Origin of the sequence: Rhodoblastus sp. (assembly GCF_019449565.1) — a bacterium.
Taxonomy (GTDB): Bacteria; Pseudomonadota; Alphaproteobacteria; order Rhizobiales; family Beijerinckiaceae; genus Rhodoblastus.
On sequence record NZ_JAGRPM010000027.1, the window covers coordinates 73,831 to 95,221 of the forward strand.

22 protein-coding genes are annotated in these 21,391 nt (G+C 63.1%); 8 read left to right on the forward strand and 14 right to left on the reverse strand.

The features are described 5' to 3' along the window. Nucleotides 1–52 precede the first annotated feature (52 nt). From QZ409_RS06340 to QZ409_RS06350, 3 genes are read left to right on the forward strand one after another with little or no spacing between them, the layout of a single operon-like run. Complete coding sequence (locus tag QZ409_RS06340; RefSeq protein WP_296708097.1) at nucleotides 53–718, forward strand: acyl-homoserine-lactone synthase; 666 nt, start codon at nucleotides 53–55, stop codon at nucleotides 716–718. Then, nucleotides 678–1,979, forward strand: a complete 1,302-nt coding sequence (locus tag QZ409_RS06345) for a cytochrome P450 (protein ID WP_296708100.1) — start codon at nucleotides 678–680, stop codon at nucleotides 1,977–1,979. Before QZ409_RS06340 ends, QZ409_RS06345 begins: the two co-directional genes overlap by 41 nt. A 55-nt stretch (nucleotides 1,980–2,034) precedes the next feature. Next, nucleotides 2,035–2,667 (forward strand): hypothetical protein, encoded by a 633-nt coding sequence (locus QZ409_RS06350; protein WP_296708103.1) that lies wholly within the window; start codon nucleotides 2,035–2,037, stop codon nucleotides 2,665–2,667. A gap of 66 nt (nucleotides 2,668–2,733) precedes the next feature. On the opposite strand, the gene rpe is transcribed toward QZ409_RS06350, so the two are convergent. The 6 genes from rpe to QZ409_RS06380 form a co-directional block, all read right to left on the reverse strand. After that, on the reverse strand, nucleotides 2,734–3,441 hold the full coding sequence (rpe, locus tag QZ409_RS06355) for a ribulose-phosphate 3-epimerase (RefSeq protein ID WP_296708108.1): 708 nt from the start codon (nucleotides 3,439–3,441) through the stop codon (nucleotides 2,734–2,736). Between the two features lie 69 nt (nucleotides 3,442–3,510). Further along, a complete protein-coding gene (locus QZ409_RS06360; protein WP_296708111.1) occupies nucleotides 3,511–4,896 on the reverse strand; it encodes a ribulose-bisphosphate carboxylase in 1,386 nt (461 codons plus the stop codon). A 97-nt stretch (nucleotides 4,897–4,993) separates the two neighbouring features. Next, nucleotides 4,994–6,073, reverse strand: a complete 1,080-nt coding sequence (fba, locus tag QZ409_RS06365; RefSeq protein WP_296708114.1) for a class II fructose-bisphosphate aldolase — start codon at nucleotides 6,071–6,073, stop codon at nucleotides 4,994–4,996. Between the two features lie 10 nt (nucleotides 6,074–6,083). Continuing rightward, nucleotides 6,084–8,093, reverse strand: a complete 2,010-nt coding sequence (gene tkt / locus QZ409_RS06370) for a transketolase (RefSeq protein ID WP_296708117.1) — start codon at nucleotides 8,091–8,093, stop codon at nucleotides 6,084–6,086. Between the two features lie 70 nt (nucleotides 8,094–8,163). Beyond that, nucleotides 8,164–9,039 carry a phosphoribulokinase gene (locus tag QZ409_RS06375; protein WP_296708120.1) on the reverse strand — a complete coding sequence of 292 codons (876 nt, stop codon included), beginning with the start codon at nucleotides 9,037–9,039 and terminating at the stop codon, nucleotides 8,164–8,166. 12 nt (nucleotides 9,040–9,051) lie between these two features. Further along, the gene (locus QZ409_RS06380; RefSeq protein WP_296708123.1) at nucleotides 9,052–10,119 is read right to left on the reverse strand and encodes a class 1 fructose-bisphosphatase; all 1,068 of its coding nucleotides are present in this window, start codon (nucleotides 10,117–10,119) and stop codon (nucleotides 9,052–9,054) included. 106 nt (nucleotides 10,120–10,225) lie between these two features. Between QZ409_RS06380 and QZ409_RS06385 the strand changes: the two genes are divergently transcribed. Next, complete coding sequence (locus QZ409_RS06385; RefSeq protein ID WP_296708126.1) at nucleotides 10,226–11,164, forward strand: LysR substrate-binding domain-containing protein; 939 nt, start codon at nucleotides 10,226–10,228, stop codon at nucleotides 11,162–11,164. A gap of 12 nt (nucleotides 11,165–11,176) precedes the next feature. Here the strand turns inward: QZ409_RS06385 and QZ409_RS06390 are convergent, their stop codons facing one another. Further along, entirely contained in the window at nucleotides 11,177–12,172 is a 996-nt protein-coding gene (locus QZ409_RS06390) for an AraC family transcriptional regulator (protein ID WP_296708128.1), read from the reverse strand. A 168-nt stretch (nucleotides 12,173–12,340) separates the two neighbouring features. Here QZ409_RS06390 and QZ409_RS06395 point away from each other — a divergent pair, with 168 nt between their 5' ends. Continuing rightward, nucleotides 12,341–12,766, forward strand: coding sequence for a GFA family protein (locus QZ409_RS06395; RefSeq protein ID WP_296708131.1), 426 nt, complete (start codon nucleotides 12,341–12,343; stop codon nucleotides 12,764–12,766). 59 nt (nucleotides 12,767–12,825) lie between these two features. Here QZ409_RS06395 and QZ409_RS06400 read toward each other — a convergent pair whose 3' ends face one another. Both QZ409_RS06400 and QZ409_RS06405 read right to left on the reverse strand, forming a co-directional pair. Next, on the reverse strand, nucleotides 12,826–13,017 hold the full coding sequence (locus QZ409_RS06400; protein ID WP_296708132.1) for a DUF2892 domain-containing protein: 192 nt from the start codon (nucleotides 13,015–13,017) through the stop codon (nucleotides 12,826–12,828). Between the two features lie 69 nt (nucleotides 13,018–13,086). Next, a complete protein-coding gene (locus QZ409_RS06405; RefSeq protein WP_296708134.1) occupies nucleotides 13,087–13,431 on the reverse strand; it encodes a rhodanese-like domain-containing protein in 345 nt (114 codons plus the stop codon). Nucleotides 13,432–13,685: 254 nt separating this feature from the next. Here QZ409_RS06405 and QZ409_RS06410 point away from each other — a divergent pair, with 254 nt between their 5' ends. After that, the gene (locus QZ409_RS06410; RefSeq protein ID WP_296708137.1) at nucleotides 13,686–14,987 is read left to right on the forward strand and encodes an FAD/NAD(P)-binding oxidoreductase; all 1,302 of its coding nucleotides are present in this window, start codon (nucleotides 13,686–13,688) and stop codon (nucleotides 14,985–14,987) included. A 24-nt stretch (nucleotides 14,988–15,011) separates the two neighbouring features. On the opposite strand, the gene QZ409_RS06415 is transcribed toward QZ409_RS06410, so the two are convergent. Next, nucleotides 15,012–15,386 (reverse strand): metalloregulator ArsR/SmtB family transcription factor, encoded by a 375-nt coding sequence (locus QZ409_RS06415; RefSeq protein ID WP_296708139.1) that lies wholly within the window; start codon nucleotides 15,384–15,386, stop codon nucleotides 15,012–15,014. A 185-nt stretch (nucleotides 15,387–15,571) separates the two neighbouring features. On the opposite strand from QZ409_RS06415, the gene QZ409_RS06420 reads away from it, so the two are divergent. Further along, complete coding sequence (locus tag QZ409_RS06420) at nucleotides 15,572–16,012, forward strand: DUF6165 family protein (RefSeq protein WP_296708140.1); 441 nt, start codon at nucleotides 15,572–15,574, stop codon at nucleotides 16,010–16,012. Here QZ409_RS06420 and QZ409_RS06425 read toward each other — a convergent pair. From QZ409_RS06425 to QZ409_RS06440, 4 genes are all read right to left on the reverse strand, one after another. Further along, nucleotides 16,009–16,611, reverse strand: a complete 603-nt coding sequence (locus QZ409_RS06425; protein ID WP_296708144.1) for a DsbA family protein — start codon at nucleotides 16,609–16,611, stop codon at nucleotides 16,009–16,011. The genes QZ409_RS06420 and QZ409_RS06425 overlap by 4 nt on opposite strands. Nucleotides 16,612–16,627: 16 nt before the next feature. Then, the gene (locus QZ409_RS06430) at nucleotides 16,628–17,731 is read right to left on the reverse strand and encodes an Mrp/NBP35 family ATP-binding protein (RefSeq protein ID WP_296708147.1); all 1,104 of its coding nucleotides are present in this window, start codon (nucleotides 17,729–17,731) and stop codon (nucleotides 16,628–16,630) included. A 42-nt stretch (nucleotides 17,732–17,773) separates the two neighbouring features. Beyond that, complete coding sequence (gene cysG, locus QZ409_RS06435; protein ID WP_296708150.1) at nucleotides 17,774–19,216, reverse strand: siroheme synthase CysG; 1,443 nt, start codon at nucleotides 19,214–19,216, stop codon at nucleotides 17,774–17,776. A gap of 129 nt (nucleotides 19,217–19,345) precedes the next feature. Further along, entirely contained in the window at nucleotides 19,346–20,347 is a 1,002-nt protein-coding gene (locus QZ409_RS06440) for a glycosyl transferase family protein (protein ID WP_296708153.1), read from the reverse strand. A 161-nt stretch (nucleotides 20,348–20,508) separates the two neighbouring features. Between QZ409_RS06440 and QZ409_RS06445 the strand changes: the two genes are divergently transcribed. Then, entirely contained in the window at nucleotides 20,509–21,318 is an 810-nt protein-coding gene (locus QZ409_RS06445; protein WP_296708158.1) for an RMD1 family protein, read from the forward strand. Nucleotides 21,319–21,391 lie beyond the last annotated feature (73 nt).

The window sequence follows — 21,391 nt, forward strand, 5'->3', positions numbered from 1 at the left end:
CAGAGCCGTTCCTTAGTCTTTGATCTCAAAGGCATAAGAACGAGGTGACGCCATGAGGGACGATGTTTCCGCCCAGCGAATGCGCACAATCTATTGCCATGAATGGCAGCGGCCGGAAACCGTGCTGCAGATCATGCGATTTCGCAAGCGAATTTTGGTCGATCGCTACGGTTGGAATCTGCGCGTTGCGGGCGACCTCGAACGCGATGAATTCGACACGGACGAGGCCTTACATTGCGCGATATTCGAAGGTTCGGAAATCAAAGCCTGCTTTCGGCTGTCGCGCACCGATTTTCCTTATTTAGCCCGCGAACAATTCGGTCATCTCGCGACCAACAAGCCCTATCCGCAAAGTTCGGCGGTCTGGGAGATCAGCCGTCTTGCCGTCGCCGAAGACAGGCGCCCGTTCGAAACGGTCCTCTACACATATTCGGCCATTTTTCACTTCGCGCGCAGCCGCGGAGCGGCCTCGCTCGTCGCCTTTGCCGATCTCGCCAAAGAGCGTCTCGTCACCCGTATCGGAATCGTCACTGACCTTCTCGGGCCTCCGACGGAGATCGGCAAAGACCGCTATGGCCGCCCAATTATCGTGGTCGCCGGAGAATTGCCGCTGAGGCTTCAAGGCGGTCCCCGGTTCGAAAAGCTTCTTACTTATATTGACAGAACGGAGATCGACGATGCCGCTGCCATTTTCGGACGTGCCCGCATTCCGGCGTGATCCGCTCGCTTTGCTGCTGCATCGCGCGGCTTCCAGCAATTCCTCTTTTGCGCCGCTTTATCTCGGCCTGCGGCCCTTGTGGCTCGTGACCGATCCGAAAATCGCGCGCGCCGTTTTGAAATGGTCAACGGCCGAGATTGACAAGGGAAGTCTGGTTCAGACCATCCGGCCGCTGGTCGGAAAGAGCCTGCTGACCAATACGGGCGCGGACCACAGCAATGTGAAGGAAGCGGTGCATCGCCATGTGCATCGCAATTCAGCCGTCGCAAATCTCGATCGAATGATTGGCATTATCAATCAATTCGTGGCGAGAAGCCTCGTCGATCGCATTTTGGATACCGACAGGGATCTGCCTCTCTTGGCGTTCCAGCTGGCCTGTGTGGTTGTCTTTGGCCACGAAGCCACGTCAGCGGCCGACAGAACGCTTCTGGTGGAGGCGGTCCGCACCGTCGAAGCCTCAGTTGCCGCCAGCATGTTTCGGCTGCCCTTCGTTCCACGGTGGCCCGGTCAAATGCGGCGCGAAACGCAAAAGCTTGACGCAGCGCGCGAGACGATCGAATTCGTCATTCGCCGCGTGCGTGCAAGCGAGCACAAGTCCGACGTGATCAAAGGCCTTGAGGCGGCGGGTCTCGACGATGAAGCGCTTGCCGCCGAAGTGCTCGGCTTGCTGATCGCCGGCCATCATACGACCGGCGCGACAATGGGATGGCTAATCCATCATTTGGCCGACGACCCCGAACTGGCGGAGATGATCGCCATCGAGGCCGACGAGGTGCTCGAGAGCCTGGAAGAAAATGACGACGCGCGCCTCAAGCAGGCGCAGCTCAGCCATGCTTTCGTCAGCGAGATTCTGCGGCTTTATCCCGCCGGATGGTGGACGTCGCGCGAAGTCTTCAAACCTGTTGAGATTGCGGGCAAAAAATTCGCCGTCGGCGACACGATCATGGTCGCGCCGTGGCAATTGCATCGTGACGCCCGTCTGTGGTTTCAGCCCAACGAGCTGCGGCTGGATCGCAGTTACAATGAAGCCGCCTATCTGCCGTTTGGCGTCGGCGCGCGCGCCTGCATTGGCATGAGCATCGCCTGGTTTGAGCTGCAATTATTTGTTTTGCAGGTCACGAGCGCGCTCCGTTTCAAAAGGCTAACCGTCGGCGCGCCGCAGCCAAAACCTTCGATAACCCTGCTGTTTCCGTCCAGTCGGTACGAGGTCTCGACGCGCGAGCCAGCGGAACACGGCCAAAGCGCCGCCTATCAAAATTGAACGGTAAGGGCGCCGCGCGCGGCCCCGAGCCAGTCCAGCGACTGGATGACAACGCATGAAAAACCAACAAGAAGAACTATCCGCTCATCGGCCAGGCCACGATGGGTCGAACTTAAATAAGAATGGCGACTGGGCGGTCGGCGATCTGATTGCGCAAGCCAGGGAGCTTGTCGCTGAATTGGAAAAGCTGACGCCGCGAAGTGATTCAGGCGACGTGGGCGACAAGACTTTCGAGACGAGCGCCCGCCCCAGCCAAGCGGAGCAGCTTCTGTTGAGCGACTACAATGATGTCGCGATGCGGATCATCAGCCAGACGCCCAAGACGCCCGGCGAAATGCGCGCCATCCTCACGTTTTTCCTCGAGGACGAAGAATTTCGGGCTGTGGCTGATGAGCGCGTTTCAATCTTGATTCGAAGCTTATTGCAAAGTTCTGTGTTGGCCGGCGCAGATCAATCCGAGACTGAATCCGATATAAAGATCAACTCAGACGGTTTGCTTCAAGACAGCGGAGTCCCCCGAGAGGAAGCGATGAACGAAAAGCGCTATGTAGTGTGTTCCGATGGTCGTCCCATTACTGAAGTGCTGAATTTTGTCGAATCCACTCGCGTCGCGCGTGACATTTTGGTCGAACTACCTGAGGCGAACTTGTCTATTTACGACACTGTTACCGCGATCCATTACTTGTAGCGTCGACCGGCTAACCTCGCCGCCTTCCCCTCTCCGCCGTTAGGGGTCATGCAGAGCCGGCGCAATTCACGCCGCGCGTTTCTGCCGCGCCGCTTCAGCCGCTGCGCGGATGGCGGCGATGTTGCGGCCGTAGATCTCGGGCGTTTCAACCGACCCGCCCTTGAACACGGCGGAGCCGGCGACCAGCACGTCAGCGCCCGCCTGAGCCACCAGCGGCGCGGTTTCCGGCGTAATGCCGCCGTCGATTTCGATATGGATCGGACGCTCGCCAATCATAGCGCGCAATTGCCTCACCTTCTCGACCTGGCTGTCGATGAAACTTTGGCCGCCGAAGCCGGGGTTGACCGTCATGACCAGCACAAGATCGATGCGGTCGAGCACGAATTCGAGCGCGCTGGCCGGGGTCGAGGGATTGAGCGAGACGCCGGCCTTGGCGCCGAAGGAGCGCACCAATTGCAGTGAGCGGTCGAGATGCGCCCCGGCCTCGGCATGGACCGTGACGATATCGGCGCCGGATTTGACGAAGGCCTCGATATAGGGATCGACCGGGGCGATCATCAGATGCACGTCCATCACGCCCTTGATATGCTTGCGGATCGCCGCGCAGGTCGAAGGACCGAAAGTGATGTTGGGGACGAAATGGCCGTCCATGACATCGACATGGACCCAATCGGCGCCCTGCGCCTCGATGGCGCGGCATTCGGCGCCGAAATTGGCGAAATCGGCGGACAGGATCGACGGCGCGATCTTGATCGAACGATCGAAGGGTTTCATCTCAGGCGATCCTTTTTGCTTGAACCGCTCGCGGCCGGGAGAGCCGGCCGCGAGCCTTGACGAGTGCGCTCACGCGGCCTTGGTGCCGAGCTTCGCGCGCCAGTGCGGGAAGAGGGCGTCCGCGTCATGCGGAAAGCTCTCGAAGGCGCGGGCGAATTCGTGATGGTCCTTGGCGAATTCCACCGGATCGGCGCCGGATTTCCAGCATTGCTCGGCCTGCCGCAGCGACCTTGCGCCCGCCGCGCCGCCGTCAATATGGCCGAAGGCGCCGCCGCCCGCCGTCATGATCAGGTTGGAATGGCCGAGATTAGTGAAGAAGCCCGGCATGCGCAGGGCGTTCATGCCGCCGGAGATGATCGGCGTGGTCGGGTTCATGCCCAGCCATTCCTGGTGGTAGAACGGGCCGTCGGCGCTGTCCTCGGTGATCATGTAAGCCATGGCCTTGTCGGCGGCTTCGCCCTCCATCTTGCCATAGCCCATCGTGCCGGTGTGGATGCCGGAGGCGCCTTGGAGGCGAGCCATTTTCGACAGCACGAAGGCCGAATAGCCGCGCTTGGAGTTCGGCGAGGTCACGGCGCCATGGCCGGCGCGGTGGTAATGCAGATATTGCTTCGGGAAGCGGCGCCGCGCCGTGGTGATGGCGGCGGGGCCGGCGACATAGCCGTCGACCAGGAAAGCGATGTGGTCGGCGTTTTCGCCAAAGGTTTCGAGGATATATTCGCCGCGCGCGACCATTTCATAATGATCGTCGGCGGTGATGTTGAACGAGAACAGCTTCGCCTCGCCGGTCTTGTCCTGGGCGCGGATCATGGCGTCATTGACGGCGCGCACGGTCTCCTTGAACGGCGCGAAGACCTGATTGCCCTGCGGCTCGTCATTCTTGATGAAATCGCCGCCGAGCCAGAAATCATAGCAGGCGTTGGCGAATGGCTGCGGACGCAGGCCGAGCTTCGGCTTGATGATGGTGCCGACGATGAAGCCGCCATTGACGACAGGGCGGCCCAGCACGCGCCACAGATCCTTGATCGTGGTTGAGGGGCCGTCGAACAGTTTCAGATAGGCAGGTGGCACGTAGAAGTCGTGCATCTTGCCATATTCGACATCGCCCATGCCCTGGTTATTGCCGATGGTCAGGGTCAGGAAGGAAGCGATCATCGCGCGGCCGTCGATCACGTTGCGGTCGAACAATTCGATCGGATAGGCGATCTTCATGATCTGCTTCGCCTCGTCGATCTCATAGACCAGCGCATCCACGCCACGCGTAAAATCGTCGGTGGTCGAGACTTCGACATTGGTGCCGGTGGAGGATTCCGCCGCGAAATGGGCGGCGGTCTGGAGGTAGTTGCCGAAGCCTTCCTTGGGCTTCATGACATAGGCCACGAGAACGTGGCGGCCGCCCTCGATCAGTTGTTGCTCGGTGAGGTTGAGATTGGCGTAGCGATCAGACTGGTCCATTTTGCGTTTCCATTTTCTTGGCCGTCGCTTTGGATGGCGCTTGTCTTTTGGGGCAATTGTTCTTGGGGGTCGATGGCGCGCCGGAGCGCGCCATCGGTCAGGCGGCGGCCTTTTTCTCGATGTGCGGATCGAGCGCGCCGCTGGCGTAAAGCCGGGCCATTTCGCTCATCGGCTTGACCTTGATGAGGGCGGCCTGGCCCGCGCAGCCGAAGGCTTCGAAGCGGTCGCGGCAGACCTTGCCCATCGCGTCCATCGCGGGCTTCAGGAATTTGCGCGGATCGAATTCCGACTTGTTCCTGTTGGCGACGCGGCGGAACTCGGCGGTGGCGGCGAGGCGCAGGTCGGTGTCAATATTGACCTTGCGCACGCCGAACCTGATGCCGCGCACGATTTCTTCCACCGGCACCCCATAGGTCTCGCGCATCTCGCCGCCGTTCTCATTGAACAGGTTGCGATATTCCTCTGGCACCGAGGACGATCCGTGCATGACGATATGGGTGTTCGGCAGCTTGGCGTGGATCTTCTCGATCACATCCATCGCCAGCACGTCGCTGGTCGGCTTGCGCGTGAACTTATAGGCGCCGTGCGAGGTGCCGATGGCCACGGCCAGGGCGTCCACCTTGGTCGCCTGCACGAAACGCAGCGCCTCGTCGGGATCGGTGAGCAGGCTGGAGCGGTCGAGCTTGCCCTCGAATCCATGGCCATCCTCGGCCTCGCCATGGCCAGTTTCGAGCGAGCCGAGGCAACCCAGTTCGCCTTCGACCGAGGCCCCGACCATATGGGCGAGACGCGTCACTTCCGAGGTGATCCCGACATTATAGTCGTAGCTGCCGGGGGTCTTGCCGTCTTCCTTGAGCGAACCATCCATCATCACCGAGGTGAAGCCGTTCTGGATCGCGGAAAGGCAGGTCGAGACGCGCTCGCCATGGTCCTGATGGACGCAGAGCGGAATCTCGGGATACATCGCCTCCAGGGCTTCCATCATCTTGGCGAACATGATGTCGCCGGCATAGGCGCGAGCGCCGCGGCTGGCCTGAATGATGACCGGCGCGTTGACGGAACGCGCGGCCTCCATGATGGCGAGCGCCTGCTCCATATTGTTGACGTTGAAGGCGGGCACGCCATAGCTGCGCTCGGCGGCGCAATCCAGCAATTGTCGAAGCGTAATCCGGGCCATTGCAGTCTCCTCACTTGATCAGTGTCTTGGCGGCGTCGACCACGGCTTCCGCGGTGATGCCGAAGTGCTTGTAAAGTTCGCCTGCGGGCGCCGAGGCGCCGAAGCCATTCATGCCGACGAAGGCGCCGCGCTCGCCGAGCCAGCGGTCCCAACCGAAGCGCAGGGCCGCCTCGACGCCGACGCGCGGCGCGGTTCCGAGCACCGCGCGGCGATAGGCCTCGCCCTGGCGCTCGAACAATTCCCAGCAGGGCATGGAGACCACGGCGGCCTTCACGCCCTGCGCGGCGAGCAGGTCCGCTGCGGCGACGGCGATCTCGACTTCCGAGCCGGTCGCAAGCAGGGTGACGTCGCGTTCGCCTTCGGCCTCGCGCAGGACATAGGCGCCCTTGGCGGTCAGATTTTCCGGCGAGGCCTCGGTGCGAAGCGCGGCCAGCGCCTGACGAGTCAGGGCGAGGGCGGAGGGAGTCGTCTTTTCCGCCAGCGCCGCCGCCCAGGCTTCCGCCGTCTCCACCGCGTCGGCGGGGCGGAAGGTCAGCAGGTTCGGCAGTGCGCGGAGCGTCGCCAGATGCTCGACCGGCTGATGGGTAGGTCCATCCTCGCCAAGGCCGATCGAGTCATGGGTGAAGACATAGATGACGCGCACGCCCATCAGGGCCGAGAGACGCAAGGCGCCGCGCGCGTAATCGGAGAACACCAGGAAGGTGCCGCCATAGGGGATGAAGCCGCCATGCAGGGCGATGCCGTTCATCGCCGCCGCCATGCCATGTTCGCGGATGCCGTAATGCACGTAGCGGCCTGCATAGTCGCCGGGCTTCACCGATTCCATTCCCTTGGTGATGGTCAGGTTGGAATGGGTCAGGTCGGCCGAGCCGCCAATGGTCACGTCGCTCGCGCCATTGATTGCGGCAAGCGCGATTTCCGAGGCCTTGCGGGTGGCGAGTTTCGGCTTGTCGGCGACGTGGCTGGCGATCAGCTCCTTCAGCGCAACATAGATTTCGCGCGGCGTTTCGCCCGAAACCTGCGCCGTGAAACCCGCGCTCTTGCCGCTAGCGGCGAGACGCGCCTTCCACTCCGCATGGGCGGCGGCGCCGCGCGCGGAAACCTTGCGCCATTCCGTCAGGATCGGCGCTGGCACGGTGAAGGGCGGGTAGGGCCAGTTGAGCTTGGCGCGCGCGCCGGCGATTTCTTCCGCGCCGAGCGGTTCGCCATGGGCCTTGGAGGTTCCGGCGCGGGTCGGGGCGCCGAAGCCGATGGTGGTGCGGCAGGCGATCAGCCAGGGCCGGTCGCCTTGCGCACGCGCCGTCGCCAATGCGTCCGTGATCTGTTTTTCGTCATGGCCGTCGATGCGCGCCACGTTCCAGCCCGCCGCCGTGAAGCGGAGAATCTGGTCGGCGGAGGTCGAGAGATTGGTCTCGCCGTCGATGGTGATGTGATTGTCGTCCCACAGCACGATCAGCTTGCCGAGCTTGAGATGCCCCGCGAGGTCGATGGCCTCGTGGGACAGGCCTTCCATCAGGCAGCCGTCGCCGGCGATCACGTAAGTATGGTGATCGACGAGCGCGTCGCCGTAGCGCGCGTTCATCATGCGTTCGGCGAGCGCCATGCCGACGGCGGTCGCGACTCCCTGGCCGAGCGGGCCGGTGGTCGTCTCGATGCCGAGCGCATGGCCATATTCCGGATGGCCGGCGGTATGGGAGCCGAACTGACGGAACTTCTGCAATTGCTCGATGGGCATGTCGGAATAGCCGAGCAGATAGTGCAGGGCGTATTGCAACATCGAGCCGTGGCCGGCCGACAGCACGAAGCGGTCGCGGTCGGGCCAGGTGGGATCGGCCGGGTCGATCTTGAGAAAGCGGGTGAATAGCGCCGTGGCGACGTCGGCCATGCCCATGGGCATGCCGGGGTGGCCGGATTTGGCCTTTTCCACCGCGTCCATGGCGAGGGCGCGAATGGCGTTGGCCATGTCCGGGAAGGAGGGCGCGGTCGCCGGGGCGCGTTCCGCGAGCATTGTCTCGGTCATCATGAACTCCTTGGCGAATTCGTGAGCGAATCCTTGGGCGAATTCTTGGGCGAATCCTCGCCCAGACGGATCATTTCGTGCGGCGGCTGCGCTCGGTCAGCCGCAGGATCATCGGCGTGAGGATGAGCTGCATGGCGATGTCGAGCTTGTCGCCGGGAATGACGATGGAATTGGCCCGGGTCATCCAGCTGTTGTGGATCATCGAAACCAGATAGGGGAAATCGATGCCGCCCGGATTGCGGAAGCGGATCACCACCAGGGATTCGCCCGCGGTCGGGATCCAGCGCGCGATGAAGGGGTTGGAGGTGTCGACCACCGGCACGCGCTGGAAATTGATGTCAGTCTGCGTGAACTGGGGGCAGATGACATGCACATAGGCGTGCATGCGCCGCAGGATCGTGTCGGTGACCGCTTCCGTCGAATAGCCGCGCGAGGCGCGGTCGCGATGGATTTTCTGGATCCATTCGAGATTAATCACGGGCACGACGCCGATCTTGAGATCGCCCTGGCTGGCGATGTCGATCGTGTTGGTCTTCACCGCGCCATGAAGGCCTTCGTAAAACAACAGATCGGAGTTTTCGCCGATCTCGCGCCAGTCCGTGAAATGGCCGGGCGGCACGCCATGGCGTTCGGCCTCACCGGCGTCGTGGACATAGGTGCGCGCCGTGCACTTGCCGGTCTCCGAATAGGCGCGGAAGGATTTTTCCAGTTCGGCGAGCAGGTTCGCGTCCTCGGAAAAATGGCTGAAAGTCATGTCGCCGGCGTCGCGGCGGCGCGCCATTTCCGCCTTCATGTCGGCGCGGTCAAAGCGATGGAAGGCGTCGCCCTCGATCGAGGCGGCGTTGATGCCCTCGCGACGGAAAATCTGGTCGAAGGTGAATTTGACGGTGCTGGTGCCAGCGCCGGAGGAGCCGATGACGGAAATGATCGGATGCTTGATGGACATTCTTGTCGGTCCTTAGTGCTGGAACAGGCCGCGCTCGGCGAACAGCGGCGAATGTGCGCGCTGATAACGAGCGTTGGAAAAATAGCTGGCGATGCGCGCGACCTTCTCGATCGAGCCGAACACGAGCGGGGTGCGCTGGTGCAGCTTCTCCAGCTTCTTGGACAGAATGCGCTCATAGCCGTCGGTGGCGCCGCCGCCGGCCTGCTCGACCAGCATGGCGACCGGAAAGGCCTCATAGAGCAGGCGCAGGCGGCCTTGCTGATAGCCCGCGCGCTCGTCGCCCGGATAAAGGAAAACCCCGCCGCGCGAGAAGATGCGATGGGCCTCGCCGACCATGCAGGCGAGCCAGCGCATATTGAAATCCTTGCCATGCGGGCCGCCGGCGCCTTCGATGCAATCATCGATGAAAGCACGGATCTGGTCCGGCCAATGGCGGTAGTTCGAGGCGTTGATCGCATATTCTCGCGTCGAAGGCGGGATGCGGACATTGCGCGACACCAGCATGAAGCGGCGCGACGCGGGTTCGAGCGTGAATTGCGCCACGCCTTCGCCAAGCGTCAGCAGCAGGCTGGTTTGGGGGCCATAGACGACATAGCCCGCCGCGACCTGTTCCGAGCCCTGCCGGAAGAATGAGGCGGTGGCGTCGCCCGGCGTCGCGCGGAAAATGCCGAAGATCGTCGCGATCGGCATGTTGCAGTCGATGTTCGATGAGCCGTCGAGCGGGTCGCAGGCGACCGCAAGCTCGCCGGCCGGATCAAGGGTCAGAATGGCGTCCTCTTCCTCGGAGGCGTAAAAGGCGGTCGGGGTCTTGCGCAGGGCGTCGATGACCAAGCCGTCGGCGATGACGTCGAGTTGGCGCTGCTTGTCGCCGTCGGCGTTTTGCGCGCCGACCTCGGCGCCCAGCGCGCCGCTCAGCGGCCCGCCGGCGATGATCTCGGACAAGGCGATGCCGGCTTGCGCCAGCCCGGCGACAGTGCGCGCCAGATTGTCCCGGCCTTCGGCTGCGGCGGCCCAACTTGAAAGAAAGGCGTCAAGGCTTTCGCTCCCGGCTTGCGGCGCCGGCGCGTGATTGATGGGCATGGACATTCCTCCTGGCCCGCTCTTGCTGGCTGGCCTGAAGTCACCTTGGGCGCGCCAATGCGAAAAATAAATTTAAAAAAATGCAAGTCTCTCTTAGAATATCTAAATGGTCGATCTCAGGGGACTCACCCGGAAGCAATTGCGCGCGCTTGCCGCCACGGTCGAGCGCGGCTCGGTCACTGGCGCCGCGACGGAATTGCACGTCACGCCGCCCGCCATCAGCGTGCAGCTCAAATTGCTGGAGGAGCTGATCGGCGCGCCCTTGTTCCGGCGCGCGAGCGACACGCCTTTCGCGCCGACGGAAATCGGCGCGGAATTGCTGTCCATGGCGCAGGATGTGGAGCGCCTCGCCGTGCGCACGGGAGAGCGAATCGACGCGCTGAAGGCGGGCGCGTCCGGCTCTCTGGTGTTTGGCGTGGTCAGCACGGCGAAATATTTCGCGCCGTCGATCGTGGCGGCGTTCCAGCGCGAATGCCCGGGCGTAAGGGTCACCCTCGCAGTCGGCAATCGCGAGGAGATCGTGCGCGGGCTGGAGCGCAATGAATATGACCTGACCATCATGGGTCGCCCGCCGGCCCATATCGACGCCGAAGCAACGACCCTGGGCGACCATCCCTATGTCATCATCGCGCCGCCCGAACATCGCCTCGCCGGCGACCCGGACATTCTTGCCGAGGACCTGCTGCGGGAGAGGTTCCTGGCGCGCGAGGCGGGCTCCGGCACAAGGGTGCTGATGCATCGGCTGCTGGAGCGGATTGGCGGCGGCCGCGCGTTCGAAATCGTGGAAATGGGCACCAATGAGACGATCAAGCAATCGGTGATGGCGGGGCTGGGCATCGCCATGATCTCGGCGCACACCTGCCTGACCGAGATCGCCGACGGCCATCTGGTCGTGTTGCAGGTCTCGGGCATGCCCTTGGTGCGGCAATGGTACCTGCTCAATCGCGCCGACCGCGATCTCAGCAAGGCGGCGCAGAAATTCCGAGCTTTCGTCATTGAGGGACGCAGCAAGCTGCTGCCCAAACTTTCCGCCTTCGGGCTTTAGAACAGAACCCGATTAGAGGCGATCTCCGCTGGACTGAGGGCGCGCGCCGAGCCGCCAGGCCGACGGCGGAACGCCGACCATTTTCTTGAAGGCGCGGCTGAAGGCGGCTTCGGATTCGTAGCCAATTTCGTCGGCGATGCGAGCCATGTTTGCGCCCCCGCTGGTCAGGAGTTCCGACGCGATCTGCATGCGCCATTTTGCGAGATAGCGCATCGGTGGAATCCCGACGAGCGCGGTGAAACGTTCTGCGAGAACTGCGCGTGAGGCGCCGGATTGCCTCGCCAGCGCTTCGATCGTCCAGTCATGGGCCGGTTTGTCGTGGATCAGCGACAGCGCCCTGCCGACAATGGGGTCGCGCAATCCCGCAAGCCAGCCTTTATTTTCCGCCGGCAAGGATTCGATATGGCGACGCAGGACATCGACGAACATCAGTTCGCTCAGCTTGGTCAAGACCGTATCGCCGCCGGCGCGTTTGTCGGCGACCTCCGCCACCGCAAAGCGGATGAAATGGCCGAGCCAGTCCGTTTCGCCTCCTTTTTTATCGCCGGCCTTGATCACGGAGGGCAGGGCTTCGAGCAAGGGATTGAACGGTTGCGAGTCGCAGGCGAGATAGCCGCAGACAAGATTGGTCGAGCCCGGGCCGCCGTTCGCGAAGTTGATCTGGAAAGGCATCCGGCCGGCAAAGGCTATGTCGAGCACGTCGGTTGTCGGCGGATCGGCGCGCACGTCCGGACTGCTCGACATGACGTGCGCGTCGCCGCGGGTGAAGACAATAACCTCCCCGGCTTCGAGCGCGATGGGTTCGGCGTCGAGCGGGCAGGCGAAACAATGTCCGGCGGTCACGACGTGATAGGCGATCAGATGATCGGCGCCCGGCAGGATTTTTGGCAGGATCGCGGCCGGGTCCGGCGATCCGACCGCCCAGGCGTCCTGCGCGGCGACGTTGAAGAAGGTCGCGCCGGTCAAACGCACAGTTCTCAGGAGATTAGAAAGCGCGTCGGTCGCCATTGGAATTCGCCCTGGTTGATCGAGGCCGGATCTAAGCATCGGACTCCATTCGAAAGCCGGACGCCAGGTCAAGAAATGCGGACGCCGGATCATTCAATATGCGCCAAGACGAAATAATTTGTCGAAAGAGGGCGCGCCCTCAAGAAGCGAATGTCAGGGGAGAGGGATATGACCATGCACAAAGGCCGCTGTTTTTGCGGCGCCGTCGAAATCGAGGTCGAGGGAGCTCCCGAGGCCATGGGGTACTGCCATTGCAGTTCGTGCAGATCCTGGTCGGCCGCCCCGGTGAACGCCTTCACACTGTGGAAGCCGAAAAGCGTGAAAGTCACGAAAGGCGCCGAATATCTCGGCCAGTTCATGAAGACCGAGCTGAGCAACCGCCAGTTCTGCAAACTGTGCGGCGGCGGGTTGCTGACAAACCATCCGCCGCTCGGATTGGTCGATGTCTATGCCGCGACGATCCCGACGCTCCAGTTTGAACCGGGCGTCCACGTCAATTATGCAGAGACAGTGCTTCGCATGAAGGACGGGCTGCCCAAGCTCAAGGACTTTCCGGCCGAACTGGGCGGCTCTGGCATTGCCGTGCCGGAATAGAGCCGACCGCAGCGGACGACTCGCCGACGCGCTGGCGTCGGCGGGTCGTCAAGCAAAGATCAACGGTCGCGCAGACCCATCCTGCGGAACAGGATTGAGGGCGGGCAAAAGCCGGTAAAGGCCGATTGCAGTAGGTTCAGGCCGATGAAGGCCGTGAACAGCAGGAACCAGGGCGAGACGAAATAAACCAGCGCGACGGAGATCAAAACCATCGTCCCTGCCAGCGCGCGTACGGCGTCGTTGACTGTCATGTGCAATCCTCAAAAACATTCTGTTTCATGAATATGAAAGGGAAGCGATGGCGCGTTTCCAAGTTCGATTCAGCGCCCGATCGGCAATTCGTTCCTGCGCCATTCCAAAATGCCGCCGCCGAGATGTCCTTCCACTGGAAGGCCCAGCTTCTTCGCCTGGTTCAGCGCGTTTTTCGAGCGCATGCCGGACTGACAATAGAAGACGATCTTCTTGTCCCGGGGGAGCGTTGCGACGGAAGCGGCGAAACGCGATAGCGGAACATGGACCGCGTCGGGAATATGTCCTCCGGCCCATTCATTGGCCTCGCGCACGTCAGCCAGCACGTAGCCGCCATCTTTTTCGCCCAGCAGATCACGCAATTCTCCGGGGGTGAACGTCTTGTAATCGTGGCTTCCGCCAAACCAGCCGAACACTATTCCGTCTCCGCGCCGCCAGGTTGCGCCGGCGCGAGCATCGCCTTCGCCGGTCGACTGACATTTATATTCATAAATATGAATATTACAATATAAAGGATGTGAGTCAACGGGGCGACGAGTCGCAAACGGCCCGACCGGTGATGCGGCGGCCCCGAACTTTCGGCCTATTGGAAAAATACAAATAATCGAATATATTAATATAATAATATATTGCGGCGCAAAAAAAATCAGCGCCGAAGGGGAGGGGAAACATGGCGGATATCGTCATCATGGGCGCCGGTCTGGCCGGTGTCATCATGGCTTATGAAATGAAAGACGCGATGCGGCCGGAGGATCGGCTGACAGTCGTCACCAAGGATCCGATCTATCATTTCGTGCCGTCCAATCCATGGGTGGCTGTAGGCTGGCGAACACGCGAAGCGGTCGAGATCGACCTTGCGCCGACCTTAGCACGCCGAGGCATCGAGTTCAGGCCTGTGCCGGTCGCCAAACTTGATCCCGAAGCCAAGCGCCTGGAACTCGAGGACGGCTCGACGCTCGCCTATGATTATCTGGTCATCGCCACCGGCCCCGAACTCGCTTTCGACGAGATCGAGGGCTTCGGCCCCAATGGGCACACCAGCTCGGTTTGCCATATCGATCATGCCGAAAAAATCGCCCTGAGCCTGGAGGACTTCTGCAAGAAGCCCGGCGCCATCATCACCGGCGCTGTTCAGGGCGCGTCCTGCTATGGGCCGGCCTATGAATTCACTTTTATCATTGAAGCGGAACTGCGCCGCCGCAAGATCCGCGATCAGGTTCCGATGACCTTCGTGACCTCCGAGCCCTATATCGGCCATCTCGGTCTCGATGGCGTCGGCGACACCAAGGGGCTGCTGGAGAGCGCCCTGCGCGAAAAGCATATTAAATGGATGACCAGCTCGCGCGTGAAAAAGGTCGAGAGCGGCAAGATGGTGGTCGAGGAAATCGCGGACGATGGCGCCGTCAAGGCGACGCGCGAACTGCCCTTTGGCATGGCGATGATGCTGCCGGCCTTCCGGGGCATCAAGCCCTTGCGCGGCATTGACGGGCTGGTCAATCCACGTGGCTTCGTTCTCGCCGACAGGCATCAGCAGAACGAGCGGTACAAGAATATTTTCGCGGTCGGCGTCTGCGTCGCCATTCCGCCGATGGGTCCGACGCCCGTGCCCTGCGGCGTGCCCAAGACAGGTTTCATGATCGAGTCCATGGTCACTGCGGCGGCGAAAAACATCGGCGAGATTTTGCGCGGCCGCAAGCCGGTCTATCGGGGAAGCTGGAACGCGATCTGTCTCGCCGATTTCGGCGACACCGGCGTCGCTTTCGTCGCCCAGCCGCAGATACCGCCGCGCAATGTCAATTGGTCGGCGTCGGGCCGCTGGGTTCATGCGGCCAAGATCGGCTTCGAGAAATATTTCATCCGCAAGATGCGCAAGGGGACAAGCGAGCCGTTCTATGAAACGGCGGCGCTCAACATGCTTGGCATCGGCAAGTTGAAGGAAGTCAGGAAAGGCGAGGACGCCCCCGCGGACTGACGCGGAGGGCGGGCGCGCGGGTCGTCAATCCCCGCGTCCCTCGGCGCGCGCGGCCCGGCGGCGTTTCGGCGGTTGGCAGTACACCGAATGAAGCGCGGTGAGGATCGTGCGCACGTCCTCATTGGCCAGGCGATAATAGACGCTCTTGCCTTCACGGCGCGTCGTGACCAGCCCGTCGAGGCGCAGCCGCGCCAGTTGCTGCGAAACTGTGGACTGGCGCTGATCCAGGATCGTTTCGAGATCGCCGACTGATTTTTCGCCTTCCGACAGGATGCACAAAATCAGCAGGCGCGATTCATGCGCCAGCGCCTTCAGGAATTCGCTCGCTTCCCGCGCATTCCGCGTCATCTGCGCCAGATCTTCGGACGCGTCATGTTCCTTCAGCTTCGGCAAAGCCATGGCTGACCTTTTTTGCTCTAATGCCTATTTCATTGATAAATATAATTGTTTTTGCCCAGCGTAAATAGTCTGAGCCTAATATAAGAAAGGTGAATATGATGATGTGAGGTCGCTTCATCCGCCAATCCCGCGCAAGCTCCATCGCCCAATCTGTCTCTCCTGTGAACGAAGCGGTGGAGGAAGAGATGGAAGCGCGAGCATTACGGCTCCCGACGGCGGCGCCAGGGGACGCCTTTGCGGTGACGATTCCGGTTTCAGTCGGCGAATTGATCGACAAGATCACGATCCTGTCGCTGAAGACCCAACGCGTGCGCAATGTGCAAAAGCGGCTGATGGCGGCGCAGGAGCTGGCCTTGCTGCACGAGGCGGTTGGACCCATGCGCGCGGCGGACGCGACGGGCGAGATCGCCGCGCTTGCGGCGCGTCTCGAAGTGGTCAACGGCGCCTTGTGGGACGTCGAGGATTCTTTGCGCGCCATGGAGCGCGCCGGGGACTTCGGCGCGGGTTTCGTAGAAGCCGCGCGAAAAGTTTATCGCTTCAATAACGAGCGGGCGCGGCTGAAAAACGCGGTCAATGCGGCGGTCGGCTGTGTTCTGATGGAGGTGAAGGAACACCCCGACTATTAGGATTTCGCCTTCAGCGCCGCCCCAAAGCCTTCGGCGCCCGGCCAGCCGGAAAGCAACTTCACTCCGATGATGAAGGAAGGCGTCGTGGCGACGCCGATATTATCGAGGAAACGCGCCTGGGCGATGATGCGGCCGCGAACGTCCTGGCTATTGGCGGCCTCCGCCAGTTTCGCGAGGTCGAAGCCGAGATCCTCGGCCACGGCGAGGGCGGCGTCGCCGTCGATCATGCCTTTGCGCGCGTAAAGCCGACGGTGGAATTCATAGGCTTTGTCCGGCCCGTAGAGAATGAGCGCGGCCTGCCGCAGCTTTGCGGCCTGCACCGAGCCGGACGAAAGCTGCGGGCTGTCGATCAGGCCGAGCCGCAGCCTTTTCTTCGCCACCATCGCGTCAAGCGTCAGGAACGCCGTCCGGCAATAGGGGCAATTATAATCGAAAATCTCGATCGCCGACGGTCCCGTTCCGAACCATGACAGGCCGGGCACGGTCAGGGGATCGGCGCCCGCCGGCAGCGCGACGAGCGGCAAATCGTCGAGCGAAGCCGCGAGGGCGTGCGCTGAGGGGGCAAGCGCGAGGCCTGCCAGAAAAACCCGGCGATCCATGTAAACTCCTTGGGGCTCAGCCGATGGAAAACACCGGCCCGGGCCGATTTTCCTTGGCCAGTTCCGCGAGCACGGCGCGGGCGAGGTCGAAATAGGGCTTGGCCTGCGGCGAATCCGGCGCCGAGGCGACAATCGGCGCCCCGGAATCCGAGGTTTCGCGAATCTGTATATCGAGCGGCGACGAGCCGAGGAAGGGAACGCCGTGCTTCGCGGCTTCCGCCTTGGCGCCGCCATGGGCGAAGATTTCCGTGCGTCCGCCGCAATGCGGGCAGAGGAAATAGCTCATGTTCTCGAACAGTCCGAGCACAGGCGTCTTGACCTGGTTGAACATGGCGACCGCACGGCGCGCGTCGATCAGCGCCATGTCCTGCGGCGTCGAGACGATCACGGCCCCGGCGAGCGAGACGTTCTGCGCCATGGTAAGTTGCACATCGCCGGTGCCGGGCGGCATGTCCACCACCAGAATGTCGAGATCGCCCCAGTCCACGTCGCGCAGCAATTGCTTGACTGCGGTCATCACCAGCGGCCCCCGCCAGACCACGGCGGAATCCTCGGGCACGAGAAAACCGATCGACATCAGCTTGACGCCGAACCGGACGAAGGGCGCGAGCAGCTTGCCGTCGCCGGTGAAGCTTGGCTTCCCGGAAACGCCAAACAGCAGCGGCAGCGAGGGGCCGAACACGTCGGCGTCGAGCAGGCCAACCTTCACGCCCTGAGCGGCCAGAGCCACGGCGAGATTGGCGGCGGTGGTGGACTTGCCGACGCCGCCCTTGCCGGAGGCGATGGCGATGATCTTCTTCACCTTGTCGAGTCCGGGACCCTGGGCGGGCGCGGGGGCGCTGCCATGGGCCGCCGCGGGCGCAATGGGCTGAGGCGCGCGTTCCGCGGTGAGCGCCACATAGGCGGCAGCGACGCCGGGCAGGGCTTTCAGCGCCTTCTCGGCGGCGAGCCGCATCGGCTCGCTGGCCCTTGCCTGTTCCGGCGCGACCGCGATGGTCAGATAGATTTTGTCGCCCGCGATGACGAGGCCGGACAGGGCGCCAGACTGTGGCAGGGGCGTCCTGGCGTCCGGTCCCGGGATATGGCTCAGCGCGGCAAGCGCCTCTTCATTGGTGGCCATGGTCACTCTCTGGATTCGCTTGTTGCGGTCACTTGGGTGCAGTCACTTGGATGCAGTCGCTTGGGATTCGCCTGTTGCGGCCGCTTCGGATTTTGGAACATACCAATTCAGCTTGTCGCGCAGGCCCACGACCTCGCCGACGATGATGATGGTGGGGCCGCGCAGTCCGGCGGCGAGCGCCTTGCCCGCGATGTTCCCGACATTTCCCGTCACCACGATCTGGCTCGCGCGCGTGCCGTTTTCAACAATCGCCACCGGCAAAGCAGAATCGGCGCCATGGCGCAGGAATTCCTTCATCAGGAAATCGAGATGGGCGAGGCCCATATAGACCGCCACGGTCTGGCGCGGGCGCAGCAGGGTAGACCAATCCAGCTCGATTGGCCCATCCCTGCCGTGGCCGGTCACAAAAACGCAGGATTGCGCGTAATCGCGGTGGGTCAGCGGAATGCCGGCATAGGACGAACAGCCGGCGGCGGCGGTGACGCCGGGGCAGACCTGGAAGGGAATGCGCTTTTCGGCGAGCTTTTCGATCTCTTCGCCGCCGCGCCCGAAGATGAACGGGTCGCCGCCCTTGAGCCGCAGCACGCGCTTGCCCTCCAGCGCCAGCTTGACCATGAGGTCGCCAATCTCCTCCTGCGGCAGGGCGTGGTCGGAGCGCTTCTTGCCGACATAGATGCGTTCGGCGTCGCGGCGCACGCGGTCCATGATCGCGGGGTCGACGAGGCGGTCGTAGAGCACGACATCGGCCTTCTGCATCAAGCGGAAGGCGCGGAAGGTCAACAGGTCCGGGTCGCCAGGCCCGGCGCCGACGAGATAGACCTCGCCGACGGGGTGGTCGTCGGCGGCCGAGCCGTCGGGCCGGCATTCGGCGATTTCGCGGTCGAGCATCGCATGCGCCGCCGCGTCGTCGCCAGCAAGGACCATTTCGGCGATCGGCCCGTCGAAGATGCGCTCCCAGAAGCGCAGCCGGGACTGATGGTTCGCCAGCTTGTCGCCGAGCGCGGCGCGTCCGGCGCCCGCCAACGCCGCCAGCCGGCCATAGCCGGCGGGAATCAGCGTCTCGAGCCGCGCTTTCAGCATGCGGCCGAGCAAGGGCGCGTCGCCGCCGGTGGATATGGCCACCATGAGCGGGCTGCGGTCGAGCACCGAGGGAGTGATGAAATCGCTGATGCGGGGATGGTCCGCGACATTGACCAGCGCGCCTGAGTTGCGCGCCCGGGCGATCAGCGCGGAATCGGGCTCCTCGCCCGCCTCATAGGCGAAATAGGCGAGCGGAAAGCCGAAAAAGGCATTGCGCTCGCCGAGGTCGCCGAGATGATACTGGCCGCGCAGGGCCTCGAATTCATCGCTCCATGCGGTGGCGAACAGCCAGACCTCTGCGCCGGCGCGCGCCAGCGTTTCAATGCGGCGGGCGGCGAGCGAGCCGCCGCCGACGACCGCGATCCGGCGCTTGTGCAGGTCGAGGAAAAGGGGCAGGCGATCCATCGGGGGTCCAGTGTTTTGAGGATCATACGCGCCCTCACGGGTAAAACCTGTGAGGGCCGGTCGGGAGCGAACGCGACCAAGGTCTATCGAAAGACGGGCGTCCTTCGACGCCCTGCGGCTGAAATTATATCAGGCCGCAAGCAGACGGGCGGTGTCGCGGCCGCGCCAGAGCGCCTCCGCGCGGCTTTGCGCCATCTGGATGTCCGGCGCAAGCCTCATGGCGCGCAAGGCGATCGCCAGCGTGCCGATGACGGCGGCGTCGGCATAGGCGTCTTTCGCCTCCCCGCGCCAGATCGCGAGCAGGCGCGCGACGTCCATGGCCTCGTCCGGCAGCTGGCGCGGCTCTTCCATCAGCGGCGGCCAGCGCTCCTCTATCGCGACCCCGTCCAACACGCCCAGCGTTTCGCAGGGCTTGGCGGGTCTGCGCTCGATTTCGCCGCCTTCGCCGCGAAACACCACCATGTTCTTCTCGCCCAGCAGCAGGGCGGCGTCGCGGTGGGTCGCCATGTAATTGGGATGGAAAATGCCTTGGAGGAAGCAAGGCGCTCCAAAGGGATTGATCATCCGCGCCAGCGTATGGATCGGCGAGCGCAGGCCGAGAATGGGTTTGAACCCCATCATCCGGGCGAGAGGCGCGCTGATCGCGGCGAGGTCCATATAGGCGAAATTGTTCTGCCGCAATTGGCGTGCGGCGGTCGCGAAATCCGGCGCTGTCGGCAGGCCGAGCGCCGCGAGGACTTCGCCCGTATAGAGCCGTCCGGCGGTATGGCCGTCGAAGCCGTGCATGAAGACTCGGAGTCCCGCCTGGGCGAGGCAGAGGGCGGCGAGCAGGAACCAGGGCAATTGCCGCTTCTTGCCGGCATAGGAGGACCAGTCGAGTTCGACGAGGTCGGCTTCGGGCGGCGGCATGATCTTGCGCACCGCCTTGACGAATCCCGCCAGCTCGCTCGCGCTTTCCTCCTTCATGCGCAGAAGCATCAGAAAGGCGCCGAGCTGTTCGGGCAGAACCTCGCCGGCGAGGATCATGCTCATGGCCTCTTCGGCCTCTTCCACGGTGAGCGCGCGCGAGAGGTTCCTGCCGCGGCCGAGAATGGCGATGAAACGGGCGAAGGGATGGGGCGTGAAGGTCATGGTTTGAGGCGATCCAACCGAAAGGACGCGAGAGAGTCGCAGCGGCCAGCATAGTCGCGCGCCGCGCCGGGGCAAGCGCGATGGGGCCGCGCAATAGGGCCGCGCGCGCCATGCGTGCTGGAAGGGGAGAAATTGTCGCAGAATTGGGCTAGAACGAGGCGATGATCGACTCGCAACCCACTGTTCCCGCCTTTCGGGCGACGACGCGCGCGCTTCTCCTCGGCGACCGCATCGACGTGGCCGGGCTGGAGCGGGCGGACGCCATTTCGACTTCGCCCCTGGCCTTTCATGTCGGCCAGAACGGCAAAGTCGCCCTTTATCGCTTCGGCGTCGCCGTCATGGTCGGGCTGACGCCGCTGGAGGAGGAGGATGTGCTCGCCGGCCTCAAGGGGCGCGTCGTCGGCGCCCGCCTGCGCAAGGAGGACGAGATCGCGACTCTGCTGATCGGCGAGGCCGAAGACCGCGTCGTGACGGGTGGTCAGATCGCGCTGCGCGACCTGTCGAACGAGCGGTTTCTGGTTTTTTCCGACGCCCTGGCGAAGAGCGTGGCGCTGGGCCGCGACGAGCGCGAGGTCAATTCCGTCTTCGACAAGGTCGAGCCGCTCGCCAATGTGCTCGGCAAGCACGGGCGTCCCATGCGCGACCGGCGGGAAATGCTGCGGCTGATCGGTCAGGCGCTCGGCGTGCAGCATCGCGTTTCCGGCCGCGTCGCTGTCGACGACAAGCCAGACGTGCTGTGGGATCGCCCGGACCTCGAAAGGCTCTACGCCCGGCTGGAAGACGAATATGAGCTGAAGGAGCGGGGCCAGACCCTGCAGCGCAAGCTCGACGTGATCGTCGAGACCGTCCGCGTCCTGACCGACATCATCGACGCCGACCGTTCCTCCTTCATGGAGGCGGCGATTGTCCTGATGATTCTCGCGGAACTCGGGTTGTCGCTGTTCCAGATCGTGTTTTTCCGCGGGCATTGAGCCGCTGGCGCTGGAAGCGCAGGCGATTTCAGCGAAAAGCGCGCGCAAAACCGCCCGGGGCGCGGCCGTGCCT

Coding starts and splice junctions, on each gene's coding strand:
- QZ409_RS06340 (WP_296708097.1), top strand. CDS start 53: ATGAGGGACGATGTTTCCGCCCAGCGAATGCGCACAATCTATTGCCAT.
- QZ409_RS06345 (WP_296708100.1), top strand. CDS start 678: ATGCCGCTGCCATTTTCGGACGTGCCCGCATTCCGGCGTGATCCGCTC.
- QZ409_RS06350 (WP_296708103.1), top strand. CDS start 2,035: ATGAAAAACCAACAAGAAGAACTATCCGCTCATCGGCCAGGCCACGAT.
- rpe (WP_296708108.1), bottom strand. CDS start 3,441: ATGAAACCCTTCGATCGTTCGATCAAGATCGCGCCGTCGATCCTGTCC.
- QZ409_RS06360 (WP_296708111.1), bottom strand. CDS start 4,896: ATGGACCAGTCTGATCGCTACGCCAATCTCAACCTCACCGAGCAACAA.
- fba (WP_296708114.1), bottom strand. CDS start 6,073: ATGGCCCGGATTACGCTTCGACAATTGCTGGATTGCGCCGCCGAGCGC.
- tkt (WP_296708117.1), bottom strand. CDS start 8,093: ATGACCGAGACAATGCTCGCGGAACGCGCCCCGGCGACCGCGCCCTCC.
- QZ409_RS06375 (WP_296708120.1), bottom strand. CDS start 9,039: ATGTCCATCAAGCATCCGATCATTTCCGTCATCGGCTCCTCCGGCGCT.
- QZ409_RS06380 (WP_296708123.1), bottom strand. CDS start 10,119: ATGCCCATCAATCACGCGCCGGCGCCGCAAGCCGGGAGCGAAAGCCTT.
- QZ409_RS06385 (WP_296708126.1), top strand. CDS start 10,226: ATGGTCGATCTCAGGGGACTCACCCGGAAGCAATTGCGCGCGCTTGCC.
- QZ409_RS06390 (WP_296708128.1), bottom strand. CDS start 12,172: ATGGCGACCGACGCGCTTTCTAATCTCCTGAGAACTGTGCGTTTGACC.
- QZ409_RS06395 (WP_296708131.1), top strand. CDS start 12,341: ATGACCATGCACAAAGGCCGCTGTTTTTGCGGCGCCGTCGAAATCGAG.
- QZ409_RS06400 (WP_296708132.1), bottom strand. CDS start 13,017: ATGACAGTCAACGACGCCGTACGCGCGCTGGCAGGGACGATGGTTTTG.
- QZ409_RS06410 (WP_296708137.1), top strand. CDS start 13,686: ATGGCGGATATCGTCATCATGGGCGCCGGTCTGGCCGGTGTCATCATG.
- QZ409_RS06415 (WP_296708139.1), bottom strand. CDS start 15,386: ATGGCTTTGCCGAAGCTGAAGGAACATGACGCGTCCGAAGATCTGGCG.
- QZ409_RS06420 (WP_296708140.1), top strand. CDS start 15,572: ATGGAAGCGCGAGCATTACGGCTCCCGACGGCGGCGCCAGGGGACGCC.
- QZ409_RS06425 (WP_296708144.1), bottom strand. CDS start 16,611: ATGGATCGCCGGGTTTTTCTGGCAGGCCTCGCGCTTGCCCCCTCAGCG.
- QZ409_RS06430 (WP_296708147.1), bottom strand. CDS start 17,731: ATGGCCACCAATGAAGAGGCGCTTGCCGCGCTGAGCCATATCCCGGGA.
- cysG (WP_296708150.1), bottom strand. CDS start 19,216: ATGGATCGCCTGCCCCTTTTCCTCGACCTGCACAAGCGCCGGATCGCG.
- QZ409_RS06440 (WP_296708153.1), bottom strand. CDS start 20,347: ATGACCTTCACGCCCCATCCCTTCGCCCGTTTCATCGCCATTCTCGGC.
- QZ409_RS06445 (WP_296708158.1), top strand. CDS start 20,509: ATGATCGACTCGCAACCCACTGTTCCCGCCTTTCGGGCGACGACGCGC.